General features: G+C 48.5%; 12 protein-coding genes. 3 read left to right on the plus strand and 9 right to left on the minus strand.

The annotated features are described in order from the left end of the window. Positions 1–10: 10 nt before the first annotated feature. Positions 11–457, minus strand: coding sequence for a ribose 5-phosphate isomerase B (gene rpiB, locus AC6I3O_RS22055; protein ID WP_497852707.1), 447 nt, complete (start codon positions 455–457; stop codon positions 11–13). Positions 458–616: 159 nt separating this feature from the next. Between rpiB and AC6I3O_RS22060 the strand changes: the two genes are divergently transcribed. Continuing rightward, complete coding sequence (locus AC6I3O_RS22060) at positions 617–1,384, plus strand: HAD family hydrolase (RefSeq protein ID WP_497852708.1); 768 nt, start codon at positions 617–619, stop codon at positions 1,382–1,384. A 64-nt stretch (positions 1,385–1,448) separates the two neighbouring features. Here AC6I3O_RS22060 and xylB read toward each other — a convergent pair whose 3' ends face one another. The 8 genes from xylB to AC6I3O_RS22100 form a co-directional block, all read right to left on the minus strand. Next, positions 1,449–2,906 carry a xylulokinase gene (gene xylB / locus AC6I3O_RS22065; protein ID WP_497852709.1) on the minus strand — a complete coding sequence of 486 codons (1,458 nt, stop codon included), beginning with the start codon at positions 2,904–2,906 and terminating at the stop codon, positions 1,449–1,451. Between the two features lie 9 nt (positions 2,907–2,915). After that, the gene (locus tag AC6I3O_RS22070) at positions 2,916–4,406 is read right to left on the minus strand and encodes an L-fucose/L-arabinose isomerase family protein (RefSeq protein ID WP_497852710.1); all 1,491 of its coding nucleotides are present in this window, start codon (positions 4,404–4,406) and stop codon (positions 2,916–2,918) included. Between the two features lie 73 nt (positions 4,407–4,479). Next, complete coding sequence (locus tag AC6I3O_RS22075; RefSeq protein ID WP_497852711.1) at positions 4,480–5,097, minus strand: DUF4867 family protein; 618 nt, start codon at positions 5,095–5,097, stop codon at positions 4,480–4,482. 175 nt (positions 5,098–5,272) lie between these two features. Beyond that, the gene (locus tag AC6I3O_RS22080; RefSeq protein ID WP_497852712.1) at positions 5,273–6,250 is read right to left on the minus strand and encodes a hypothetical protein; all 978 of its coding nucleotides are present in this window, start codon (positions 6,248–6,250) and stop codon (positions 5,273–5,275) included. A 219-nt stretch (positions 6,251–6,469) separates the two neighbouring features. Beyond that, entirely contained in the window at positions 6,470–7,300 is an 831-nt protein-coding gene (locus tag AC6I3O_RS22085) for a helix-turn-helix transcriptional regulator (RefSeq protein WP_497852713.1), read from the minus strand. Beyond that, positions 7,266–8,222 (minus strand): carbohydrate kinase family protein, encoded by a 957-nt coding sequence (locus tag AC6I3O_RS22090; protein ID WP_497852714.1) that lies wholly within the window; start codon positions 8,220–8,222, stop codon positions 7,266–7,268. The genes AC6I3O_RS22085 and AC6I3O_RS22090 overlap by 35 nt, the downstream gene beginning before the upstream one ends. Further along, entirely contained in the window at positions 8,223–10,265 is a 2,043-nt protein-coding gene (locus tag AC6I3O_RS22095; protein ID WP_497852715.1) for a DUF6449 domain-containing protein, read from the minus strand. It lies immediately after the preceding gene. Beyond that, positions 10,240–11,151, minus strand: a complete 912-nt coding sequence (locus AC6I3O_RS22100; protein WP_497852716.1) for an ABC transporter ATP-binding protein — start codon at positions 11,149–11,151, stop codon at positions 10,240–10,242. The genes AC6I3O_RS22095 and AC6I3O_RS22100 overlap by 26 nt, the downstream gene beginning before the upstream one ends. A gap of 162 nt (positions 11,152–11,313) precedes the next feature. Here AC6I3O_RS22100 and AC6I3O_RS22105 point away from each other — a divergent pair, with 162 nt between their 5' ends. Together AC6I3O_RS22105 and AC6I3O_RS22110 are read left to right on the plus strand one after the other, a co-directional pair. Beyond that, complete coding sequence (locus tag AC6I3O_RS22105; protein ID WP_497852717.1) at positions 11,314–11,991, plus strand: response regulator transcription factor; 678 nt, start codon at positions 11,314–11,316, stop codon at positions 11,989–11,991. Positions 11,992–11,995: 4 nt separating this feature from the next. Then, complete coding sequence (locus tag AC6I3O_RS22110; protein ID WP_497852718.1) at positions 11,996–13,006, plus strand: sensor histidine kinase; 1,011 nt, start codon at positions 11,996–11,998, stop codon at positions 13,004–13,006. The last annotated feature ends 312 nt before the right edge of the window (positions 13,007–13,318 follow it).

A 13,318-nucleotide genomic window follows, 5' to 3' on the forward strand; every position in this document is an offset into this window, starting at 1 on the left:
TCCCCTTATCTTATGCTTCTTTTTCCTCGATTGCCGTAATCATGTCTACCCGCTCCTGATGCCTTCCGCCTTCAAACTCTGCGCTAAGCCATGCGTTCACAATCTCTTTCGCCGTCTCGATTCCGATAATCCTTGCGCCGAAGGCAAGGATATTGGCGTTGTTATGCTGCCTGACCAGACGGGCCGTGCATGATTCGGAGCATACTGCCGCCCGGATTCCCTTTACCTTGTTAGCGGCAAGGGAGATTCCTACGCCGGTCCCGCAAATCAGGATTCCAAGGTCAACTTCCTTCGCTGCAACTGCCCTTGCCACTTTTTCACCGTATACGGCATAACTGCAGCTTTCGTTGCTGTCTGTCCCGTAATTCACGGCTTCATGTCCCAGTTCTTTTAAATATTCCATAATTTCATTCTTCATTGCGACCGCCGCATGGTCGTTGCCGATTCCTATTTTCATTCTATATATCCTCTCTTTCTGCCATTTCATTTCCTTCTACATTATAATATCCCCGCCCGTAAATCGCAACACATCCAAGCATCAAATTCACTTGACTTTCGTATTTTTGCATTTTATAATGCAGGAAGTGAACCTGCTGACAACACAAAGGAGTTATCTATGATAAAATTAATTGCAAGCGACCTTGACGGTACAATATTAAAAAATGGAGCGCAGGAATTGCCCGAAGGGTTCTGCGAGCTCGTGAGGCGGTTAAAAGAAAAGGGGATACAGTTTGCCGCCGCAAGCGGGAGGCAGTACTACAATCTGCGTCTTCTCTTTGCGCCGGTCAAAGATGATATCCATTATATTGCGGAAAATGGCTCTCTGTGCGTATGCCGTGATCAGGTCATCTCAAAGGGCCTGATTGAGAGGGAGCTGGGGCTGCGTATTTTTAAGGCTATCCGGGAACGGGGCGGATGCCACTGTCTCCTGTCCTGTGAGTCCGCATGTTATACGGATTCCACGGATCCTGCTTTTATACGGCACATCCGGGAGGTGCTCCGCTATGATATGAAGACAGTGGACAGGCTAGAGGACGTCACGGAGCCCTTCTTGAAGATTGCAGTCTGTGATTTTACGGGGGCTGATAATATTGAAGCTTATTTCCAGAAAATGTTTGAATCCGAGATCAAGGCTGTCACATCCGGGATGATCTGGATCGACTTTATTGCGCCTAACGCCAATAAAGGAACCGGGCTTGCAGGCTTAGCGGCGCATCTGGGAATTAAGCCGGAAGAGTGCATGGCTTTTGGCGATCAATATAATGATGTGGAGATGCTGCAATTTGCAGGAAGGAGCTATGCCATGTCCGACGGTGCGCCCGGGGTCGCAGAGTATGCCACCGATGTGACGGATTCTGTGGAAGATGTGCTGAGGCAGCTATAGACGAAAAAGCAGGTGCATAGATCAGTTTACCACTTGAATCTTTGCACCTGCCTGCTGTTGTCTGTTAGAACAATTCTTTCACCGTAGGATAAATCTTCCTGAACTTCTGGTATCTCTCCTCATACTTCGCCACCAGTTCCGGCTCCGGCTCTACCGTATCCACGACCTTCACAACCTTCTTCGCAATTGTCTCCACATCCGGATACTCTCCACATCCCACGGCTGCAAGCATAGCGCCGCCAAGGGCCGGTCCTTCTTCGCTCTCGATGACGTCTACCTTGAGGTTCATAATATTGGCGAGAATTTTCTTCCAGAGCGGGCTCTTTGCACCGCCTCCGCAGATCTTCGTGCGTTCAATCTGAATCCCCAGACTCTTTGCCACCTCCAAAGAATCCCGAAGGCCAAACGTAACGCCCTCTAATACCGCCTGCGTCATGTCCTCCCTCGTTGTATCCATAGACATCCCGATAAACATTGCCCTCGCATCTGGATTGTTATGGGGAGAACGCTCTCCCATCAGATAGGGAAGATAGAATACCTGATTTTCTCCTAATTTCGTAATATCCGCCTGCTCCGCCGCAAAATCCTTCGTCTTCAGGATATCCTCATTCCACCATTTATTACAGGACGCTGCGCTTAACATACACCCCATCAAGTGGTAATGCCCGTCGGAATGAGCAAAAGAATGCAGCGCATTATTCTGGTCAACGCCAAATGACTTACTCGAGATAAAGATTGTCCCGGACGTCCCAAGGGAAATATTGCACATACCGTCCCCGACCGTCCCGGTTCCGACTGCAGCAGCCGCATTATCTCCCGCCCCTGCGATGACCTTTACCTGGTCAGATAAACCTAGCTGTTTTGCAATCTCAGGCTTCAAAGTCCCGACCACTTCATAGCTCTCATACAACTTAGGAAGCTGCTCTTTTGTAATGCCGCAGATTTCCAACATTTCTTTGGACCAGCAGCGGTTCTTCACATCCATGAGCAGCATACCGGATGCGTCGGAAACATCTGTGCAAAATGAGCCGGACAGGCAGTACGCCAGATAGTCCTTAGGCAGCATAATCTTGCTAATCTTCTCAAAATTCTCTGGCTCATGCTTCTTCATCCAGAGAATCTTAGGCGCGGTAAATCCTGCAAATGCAATATTCGCCGTATACTCGGATATTTTATCCTTTCCAATCTCATGATTCAGATAGTCTGTTTCTTCCCCGGTCCGTCCGTCGTTCCAGAGGATTGCCGGGCGGATAACTTTGTCCTCTTTGTCCAAAGCCACCAGACCATGCATCTGTCCACCAAAGCTGATTCCTGCAACCTCGCTTTTATTGCATTCGCCGACTAACTCCCTGATTCCCGCCATAGATTGTGAAAACCAGTCCTCCGGCTTCTGTTCAGACCATCCCGGATGCGGGAAATATAACGGATACTCTTTTGATACAATCTTGTGAATCTTTCCATCGCCATCCATCAATAACAGCTTTACTGCGGATGTTCCCAAATCTACTCCTATATATAACATTTTTTCCTCCTAACAAGCTCTCCACGGATTCTCTGTCGGATATCTCACGCCTGCAGGCTGGTTATACCCAATCTCCTCCACAGGCACCCCGATGTATTTGAATACTTCAAACAATGCCTTTCCGTGATGTCCAAATGCAACTGCACCATGGTGTGGATAGCCTCCTTCAATCAGCACATGGCGGTAGAACCTGCCCATCTCCGGAATCGCGAATACCCCAATGCCTCCAAAGGAACGTGTTGCTACCGGAAGAACCTCACCGTGCGCAATGTATGCACGCAGCCGATTGTCCGCCGTACTCTGCAAGCGGTAGAACGTGATGTCCCCGGGTACGATATCCCCTTCCAGTGTCCCTTGAGTCACTTCCTCAGGCAAAGCCCTTGCCATGATCATCTGGTACTTCATCTCGCAGAAGGACAGCTTTTTAGACGCCGTATTGCCGCAGTGGAAGCCCATGAATGTATCCTGCTGTGTATAGTCATATTTGCCTTGAATGTCTTCTTCATACATATCCTTAGGCACAGAATTGTTGATATCAAGGAGCGTTACCACATCGTTGCTTACCACTGTTCCGATAAACTCGCTAAGCGCACCGTAAATGTCCACTTCACAGGATACCGGAATTCCCTGTGCAGTCAGCCGGCTATTGACATAGCAAGGCACGAATCCAAACTGTGTCTGGAATGCCGGCCAGCATTTCCCTGCAAGTGCAACGTATTTGCGGTATCCTTTGTGTGCCTCAATCCAATCCTTCAATGTCAGTTCGTACTGGGCAAGTTTCTCAAGAATCTCTGGCTTCTTGTTGCCTGCGCCAAGCTCTGCTTCCATCTCCTTCACAATTGCAGGAATCCGCTCGTCCCCGGCGTGTTTGTTAAATGCCTCGAACAGGTCAAGCTCTGAGTTCTCCTCAATCTCAACGCCCAGATTATAGAGCTGCTTAATCGGCGCGTTGCATGCAAGGAAGTTCAGCGGTCTTGGGCCGAAACTGATGATCTTTAATTCGCTAAGCCCTACAATTGCTCTTGCAATGGGAGCAAATTCGTGAATCATATCCGCACATTCCTGCGCGTCTCCCACCGGGTATTCTGGAATATATGCCTTTACATTGCGAAGCTTGAGATTATAACTTGCGTTAAGCATACCGCAGTATGCGTCGCCGCGCCCCTGTACCAGATTGTCGCCCCGCTCCTCTGCTGCTGCGATAAACATCTTCGGACCTTCAAAATGCTTCGCAAGAAGTGTCTCGGAAATCTCCGGACCAAAGTTTCCAAGGTATACCACCAGCGCATTGCATCCTGCCGCCTTGATATCCTCTAAGGCCTGTACCATATGAATTTCACTCTCCACGATGCAGATCGGACATTCATAGATTCCTTCCTCACCATATTTCTCAGTATATGCTTTCATTAAGTTTGCCCTTCTCGTCACGGACAGGCTCTCTGGAAAACAGTCACGGCTTACCGCTACTACACCAATCTTTAATTCTGGCATGTTGTTCATTGTTCTAATCCTCCTATTTTTCTTATTACTTTATACCCATTCCGCCATATTAATGGTATTTTCAATCGCATTATTACAACGTAATGTTCTCTCCTTTTAATCCACAGAATGCTCCGTTAATCTTTGCATCCTCATGTGCAATCAGCCATTTATTCTTTGCTGTAATCAGCTTATCTTCGCCCTCGGCTGCGGACGTAAAGTCAAGCTCCAGGTTCGTATCCTTTGGCAATACGATTACACAGCGGAATCCACTCTCTTTCGCACTGCAAGGCGCATAGTGAAGCGTCGTCGCATATAATTCCACAACCGTCCCCGCAGGCACATGGAATGCTTCAATCTTAGACGTATCGTATGTATGGTCTGCTTCAATATCCTGCTGCTTTCCAAGCAAGAGAATTAAGTCGCTCTCTGCAATATCTACCTCCGATGAGCGATGATACTCCACGGCATTAAGTTTTCGGTTGTTCCCATTGCAATACCCGACCTGAATCGGAAGCCCGCCGTATGCACGTTTTTTTAGCTCCTCTGCCACTGACAGCTTCTCCAAAGCTTCCACAGACGGGACATAGACCACATCATCCGCCGGACAAGGCTGCCGCTTCATCACTTCCAACAATTCGGCACAGTCATATCCTGTCAGAACTTTTCCGTAGACACCGAAGGCGGCATCTGTTACCTTCTGAATCTCCATATTTCTTCTCTCCTTTTTGCGTTGTTGCTTATTAATGTCATTTTATCAACTTTTTTATGGGCATACAACGCAATAATTAGCCTTTTTATGGTATTTTTTTGTCTTTTACAAAAAGGAACAGCACATTTTCTGCTGTTCCCCTTCTATATTTGTGATGCTTTTTTACCACAATAAATCAGGCATACTTTTTATAGTAATGCTCTGCCTTCTCTTTCGTAAGATTGAAATGCTTTTGAAGCTTCAGAACAATTCTTTCCTTTGGAACCTGTTCTTCCAAATTGTCTAAAATAATCGCTTGGATTCCTTCTTCTCTGGCTTGACACACTTCTTCTCTGGCTTGACACACTTCTTCTCTGGCTTGACACACTTCTTCTCTGACTTGACACACTTCTTCTCTCACCCGATTTACCTCTTCTCTCTCTCGGTTTATTTCTTCTTTCTTTCGTTCTACCTCTTCTCTTTCTCGATTTATTTCTTCTTTCTCCCGGCTTACCTCTTCTTTCTCCCGGCTCACCTCTTCTTTCTCCCGGCTTACCTCTTCTTTCTCCCGGCTTATCTTTTCTTTCTCCCTCTCTGCTTCTTCTTTCTCTCGATACAGCGCTTCCCTGACTTCCCTTGTTTCTCTTTCTACAAACTTTAATGCATCATCGATAGCCCCTTCAAAGATAACCTGCTCCAAGCTGCTCACTTGTGTTACCCCCTTCCACAGATCCGTATTTTCAGGATAATCAATGTACTCCGTCACCGTAGCCATAAAGTCCTCCTTATGCGGGTACATAATTGCATTCAGGAAATGCAAAAGTTCATATCCTTCATCTTCCTTTCCCCCATTATACACCTCATTCCCCAATTTGATAACTACTAACGTCATCAAATCATAATTTTCTTTCGCTATAGAATTCGGCGCAGTATTCTTCGTGTTGGCCATCTCGTAGAAGGATATACTGTAACGCTCTTTTGGCGGGACATCATCCCGGCAAATCCAAATACTGTAACATTTTGTCAACTGGGAGTAATCCGTCCCCTCAAGAGCCAATGACAGCTGGGAAGACAACCGCCGCGCAAGATAATAAATTCCCCGCTTCTCAATGGGATACCCCGGCTTATACGTTTTCTGCGGCTCTATATCGATATTGCGCTTTCTCCATGCCATAATCCCCCTTTCTGCCTAGTGTGCTGTCTGCAGAAATGTTACCACATACATGCGCAAAATGACCGGCAGTAACATTCTGCCTTCTAAAATATTATCAGGTAAACATCAGACGAACTGTCTGTGAGAATATAAAAGACGAATGCCTTCTAGAATTCTTGCTTTTGAGTATAGCACATCCTGTCAAGAAGTACAAGCTGAACCTCCTACTTTAAGAAACCTTTAAGAAAAAGGCTGCATCATCCTGCGGTATTCCTTCGGCAGCATCCCATACCGCTTCTTGAATACCTTTACAAATGCTCTGCTGTTCGGAAACCCATTCCTAAATACGACTTCACCAATCGGAAGCCTTGTATCCGCAAGCTCCTTCACCGCGTGCTCCAGCCTGATATCATCCAGACATGCTTTGTAATTCGTCTTCGCATATTTCCGGAACATCCTGGACAGATACGTCGCCGAATACCCGAAGATCTCCGCCAGGCTTTCCAGCGAAATATCTTCCCTATAGTTTTCTTCCATGTAAGCAGTAATCTGGGAAAGCCTATCCAGTTTCCGGCTATTTTGGATTACTTTTTCATTCACGTCCGTTTCGCGATACTTTGTCACAAGAATATAAAGAAGCATATAGAACTGCCCCTGAACCTTCAACTCATACCCACACGGCTTTTCATGATAAGTGTGGTACATATCCCTAAGCAGATGCATGACTTCTTCATCCTGCAATCTGGAACTATGGGAAAAATAGATAAATTTTTCGTCTGTATAATATTTTTCAAATGTGGTAAGCGGAATCTGCAGAACCACTGTCTGATTCCGCTTTGGGGAAAAAATAGAATGAATTTCATTGGAATTCACCAGCATAAATTCTCCCGGCCGCAGCGAATACCGCGCCTCATCTACATAGAATTCCAATTCACCCTCGAAAAGCGCAAAAATCTCAATCGACCTGTGCCAATGCTTCTTGCGCACATAATTGCCGTCCTTTCCCTCGAAGATGAACATCTTAAAGGGGATATCATCATTCGGCAGAATAATTTCGTGTGAGTATACCATGACATGTTTCTCCTTTCAACCACTCCGTCGCCCCCACCACAGCAACCGCCCTCGCTCCGCATTCATTCCCATACTCCGCGCATTCCCTTAGCGGCCGCCCCTTCGACAATGCGAAAATAAATCCCGCCGCAAAGCTGTCTCCCGCTCCCGTAGTATCCACGCACGGCGTCCCTGTTTTCCCAGGCACCATATAAGATTCTTCCCGGTTCATCACCAGACATCCATCCCGGCCGCACTTAACCACCACATTCCCCACGCCCGTTTTCAAAAGCTCCGCCGCCGCCAAAGAAACCGTCTCCTTCCCGGTAAGAAGCATCGCCTCCTCGTCGTTTGGCAGTAAATAATCAATATAGGAAAATGCCTCCGCCATCTCCTCCACGGTCTCCCTATTCTTACATTTCGTCATATCCGCACACACAATCTTATTCTGTCTCTTGGCCTGTGCAAAGATACAGGCAAGCTCCTTCGCCCCAATCTGCGGGAACACGAAAATACTGGCAAAACAGACAATCTTCACACTCTTCGGAAATGGCGTCTGAATATCTCCCAGACATAATTTCCGCAAGCTCCCACTGGCGTTCGTAAGAAAATTCCGTCTTCCATCCTCCCCTACCAGCACCACATTGATTCCCGTTGCCATACCGTCCCGGACACATCCGTCTGAAAGCCCGATTCCCTCCCGCCTGCAGTGTTCAATCAGAAACCTTCCCGCCAAATCATTTCCAATCACCGTGACAAGCCGGACGGGCTTCCCCATACGGGCAAGCACAGTCGCCTCATTCAGCGCATCCGCGCCTACCGACATCCGGATATCCTCTGCCGGATAAGAGCCTGTCCGAAATACCTCTTCATCGGCCGGACGGACCAGCACGTCAATAATCGCCGCTCCCATCAACAGCACCTCAGGTTCCCCTGTTTCCATTTACTTTCCGCCCCTTTCTTCCACTCCATAACAATCCACGACCACCGCGCCGTTAGCGGCTTCATCTTCCACCTGTACTTCGGCCTGCACAGAAGAATCCACCGGACGCAGAACAGGCTGTACCGCAAAGCTATCCGGTATCAATTTCTCACTCCACTTGGCAATGTCATTCTCCTTGTCGTAGAACTGCATATGCACACCCCCGGAATACCCTTGCCCCGCCGGAGACGAAGCCTTTACTTTCACCGACGTAATTCCATAATCTACAAGAGATTTTCCCACATCAGCCCCCGCTTCCTCAAGTATTTTACAAGTCCTCTCAAAGAAGGGATAAATCATTGCCTCCAGATAAATTCCATCTACCTCGGAAATAATTTCCATAAATCCAATAGGAAATGCCGTCCCCAACATCTCCATCCTAAGCCTCGCAATGTCTTTCTTATACGCTGCAAGCATCGCCGCCTTGTCCGATTCTGACATTGCCAGCATTTTCTTTGCCACACCGTCCGACCATGTGACCTGCCCCTTTGTAATATCCGCAACTTCCACCAGCGGATACGCCCGTTTCTTATATTCTTCCGTTTCATACACCCGGGAAAATGACTCTAATGCCTCCCCGTTAAGCGGATAGCGCCTGTAACATCTGCTGCCGTCCTTAAAATGATAGCAAACGGTTGCCGACGTAAGTCTATCCTCTTTTGCTTCTCTCACTTCACCATGCACTGCATCTGCATCCCGACCATGCTCTAGCCCGGAAACCACTCCCTGAATCCACGCCATCCCCTCGTCAATGCTCTCATCCTCCGCCAGCGAATACCGCAAAAGCCTTTCCTCCGCAATCGAATCATCCCCGTTTTCCCCGCGTATAAACTGTTTCTGTCCCATATCAATCCCGCCGACGCTCACGGCCACCTCAAGAACCTGCCCGCGCTCAGGTACATACCCGTCAAACCTGCCCTGATTCCCTAGAAAAGCACATCCTACGGCAAACGCACAAATGCTGACTGCACACATCTGCCCTTTTCTCCGGCCAAGGGATGCTCCCGGCATCCGCACAAGGCACTCTGTCAACAAATGTATCCCGCATACACCCGCTATGCCTCCGGCACCCATCGCCAACACTGCCGCTGCACCATGCCCTTTCACCTGCGCCCCATCCATGATGAGCAATCCAAGCCCCATCCCAGCAAACAATGAAACAGCCGCTTCCAGAACACGCTCCGCCAGGATATTTACAAACACACGACCTGTCATCTCCGTTTTCCGACTCCTGTGCGCCAATACAGCCAGCCCAAAGAATATCCCTGCCCAGAGAACTGCCGCAGCAATGACCTTTCCCTCCGGCACATATTCCCATACCTCCTGCCAGTCATAGACTTCCGTTCCCATCAGTCCCTTGGCAATCCCCAATGGCGCCAGAATCTCTTTCACTTCTTCCAAAAGAGGAATCCGGTAAAAATATTGGTAAAATTCCTCTACATATCCGTAAAAAAGATTCTGTACCGCCGCCTGAAAATAAAAAAGGAACACCGCTGCCGCCGCTACTGCCGCCGCAATCTTCCCCGCAATGGCTACGGCAAGCATTCCCGTATGATAAAATACTAGAAAAACCAGCATCGACGCCCCGATGCTCCTCCCCAGATAACCTCCTGCATATGGGGCAAACTTCTGGCTGTTCATCGCCCCATATACCCCAAGGATCATCTGGGTCAGCAGAAGCGGCGCAAAAAACTGGCAAACTCCATGGACATATCTGCTAAAGAATACCGTACTTTTCTTCACAGGAAGGCTATAATAGAAATCCTGCTGCCTGCCCTGAAACAGGTAGAAAAACTCAATCATAGAAAATGCAAGCCCAAGCCCGGCGCACAAGATACATAATTCCATGCTCCCAATCCCGAAAAAAACATATTCCCCATCTGCGGAAACCTCCATCAGCATCATGAGCATATAGAGCGACAGGAATCCCCATGAGAGTACTGCCGCAAGATGGGAACGCCCCGCTTCCCGAAACCATCTACTGAAATACTTTGCCCACGTCATAACCGCTCCCCTCCATTTCCGCAAGAAATACCTCCTGAAGCGTCATAGGAACCTCCCGGCAGAACACGGGATTTCTTTTTTGTATCTGCCCTAAGATTTCTGCTTTCTGTCCTTTTACGATTAAGGTTGTAAAATAGCCTTCCTGCCGGAACTTTACCACATCCAGATATGAATGAAGGAGTTCCTCTGCTTTCTCGTGCATTTCTCCGTCGAACACACACTGAATCTTATAGACCTCCCCCGCTTTCCTGCGCATATCCCCGGCAAGCAGCATCCCGCCTTTGTGCAGGATTGCAATATCCTGGCAGAACTCCTCCAAATCCTTGAGCTTATGGGCGGCAACCACCACCGTACGGTCTTGTTCTTTCATTTCCCGGAGGAACAAATCCTTCATCACTTCCGTCACTACGGGGTCAAGCCCGTCAAACACTTCGTCGCACAGCAGGTAGTCCGTATTCGCACACAAGGCAAGAATCAAGAACGCCTGTCTCTTCATTCCTTTGGAAAATGTGCGCAAAGGCCTTCGGGCGTCCAGTTCCAGCCGCTCTGCCATGTACTCCACAGCTTCCGGTTCCATGCCCGGGTATTGCCTGCGGTAAAAATCTGTCATGGTCTCCATGGTTGCATTGGGGAAATAGTATGGGTCGTCCGGCAGGTAAAAAAACCGTTCCTTCCCCTGCGGATTATCGTAACACGCCTCCCCTTCTATCAGAATCTCTCCTGCGTCGCATGCAAGGATTCCCGCCATCGCCCTAAGCAGCGTGCTTTTCCCTGCTCCGTTGGTTCCAAGAAGGCCGAATATCCTGCCTTTGGGGATGGTAAACGTCACGTCGTTCAAGGCTTTGATGCTGTCAAAACATTTGGTTACATGCCGGATTTCTATCATTGTGTTTCTCCTTGCTTTTTTGTTCCTTTTTTGATGCAGTACAAACATATGAATCTACTTTTATCCTCCTTATCTTAGCATAAACACTTTCAATAATCCATGTTATACCTTGAAGGCGTCGCAATTTTATGATAAATTTAAGAAAATACAAGGAGTACAGACATGTTAGGAACTAAAATACTATTAATCGAAGACGACCCGGCAATCGTGGAGAATCTGTCGGCATTTTTAAAAGAAGAAGGATTCGGGGTCATTTCCGCCAACGGACAACGCAAAGCAATGGAGCAAATTGACATAGAACACCCACAGCTCATCCTTCTTGACGTGACGCTCGCCGAAGGAAACGGTTACAGTACTTGTACGGCAATCAAAGCGAAATATGATATCCCCGTCATATTCCTGACTGCCCTTGGGGATGAATTTTCCGTAGTAACAGGACTGGACATGGGCGCGGACGACTATATCAGCAAACCCTTCCGCCCCCGGGAGCTGGTCTCACGGATGCGTTCCGTGTTAAGACGCGCCGGAAAATCCGGAGGCGCGGTCTATGCAGGGGATCTGAAGGTGGATACCGAGAAGGGCGTCGTCACCCGTTCCGGGGAGGAACTGTTCCTCTCGGCATTAGAATACCGCTTGTTCCTTGTCTTTTTAAATAACCGTGGGAAAGTCCTTTCCCGCGGGCAATTACTGGAAGACATCTGGGACATAGCCGGCGAATATGTCAACGATAATACCCTGACCGTCTACATCAAACGACTACGTGACAAGATTGAACGCGATCCCCAGAATCCGGAGATAATCAAAACGGTCCGCGGGCTTGGATATCGGATGGAGGTATGACACTATGTGGAGATTTCGCAACAGAGGATTTGTGAGATATATCGGGGTGTCCATGGCAGGAACGCTTCTTTCTGTCCTTGCCGGTTGGATGCTGTCAGGAAGGAACGCTGCAGCTGCGGCGTTTTTTTGCAGTTTATTCTGGTGTACATTGCACCTTTCAAAGGAAAGCAGGCGTTATCAGGGCATGCGTCTGCTTGCGGGCCAAATCGATGAGATTCTGCATGGAAATGACAGGCCAGAGTTCCAACATTTTCAGGAAGGAGATCTGGAAATCCTGCGGGATGAGATTTATAAGATGACCATCCGGTTAAAAGAACAGGCGGCGCTTCTTCAAAAGGAGAAGACTTCCCTTGCGGATGCCCTTGCCGATATCTCCCACCAGATACGGACGCCGCTCACTGCGCTCCACATCCTTCTGGAACGGCTGCGAAGCCCGGAACTTGACGTGGACGCAAGAAGGAGGCTCCTCCGGGAGGCGGGAATGCTGCTTTCTAAAATCGAATGGCTTGTCACCGCGCTCCTGAAAATGTCCAAACTGGAAGCCGGGAGCATTTCACTGCAAAAAGAAACGGTTTCTATGGAGAAATTCCTTGCGGATGCAATCGCGCCTTTTGAACTTGCCATGGACCTTCACTGTAAGTCCTGCGCCATCCGCGGGGCGGACGGGGTGTCGTTTACCGGGGACTATGGGTGGACGCTGGAAGCCGTACAGAATGTAATCAAAAACGGACTGGAATATACACCGGATGGCGGGACGCTGACCATATGCTGTGAGGAAAATCCGCTTTACACGGAGCTTCTGATTACGGATTCGGGGCCTGGGATTCCAAAGGCAGATCTGCCCCATCTGTTCGAGCGGTTTTACCGGGGAGAGAATGCGGGGAAGGATAGTTTCGGTATCGGGCTGGCTCTGGCGCAGATGATTCTTTCACGGGAAAATGCGGTGATACGGGCGCAGAATGCACAGGAAGGGGGCGGACAGTTTCGGATACGGTTTTATAAGGCGATGGTCTGAGTTTTGGGTAGCGGACGCAGTTATGGACGGGCGGCTCCCAACACAGACGGGACAACATTTCGGTGAACTAACTGCTAACTGCAACTAAGGAACTCAGGAGAACCTTCGTTCCTAAGTTTCCGTAAGCAGTGGATTTCACCTCCATTAAAAACGTCCCTGAATTGTCTGTGTTGGGAGCCGCCCGTCCATAACTGCTGTTCGTTGGATAAAACTCTCATACTATCGGCTTTGGAGGATTAGTGGTGCTGTCGGAAGTCCTTCTCTTTAATCAGGGATTGCTAAAATGATACGTTAAGTGACAGATTTGTTATG

This window comes from Sporofaciens sp. St.21A7, from assembly GCF_059728535.1.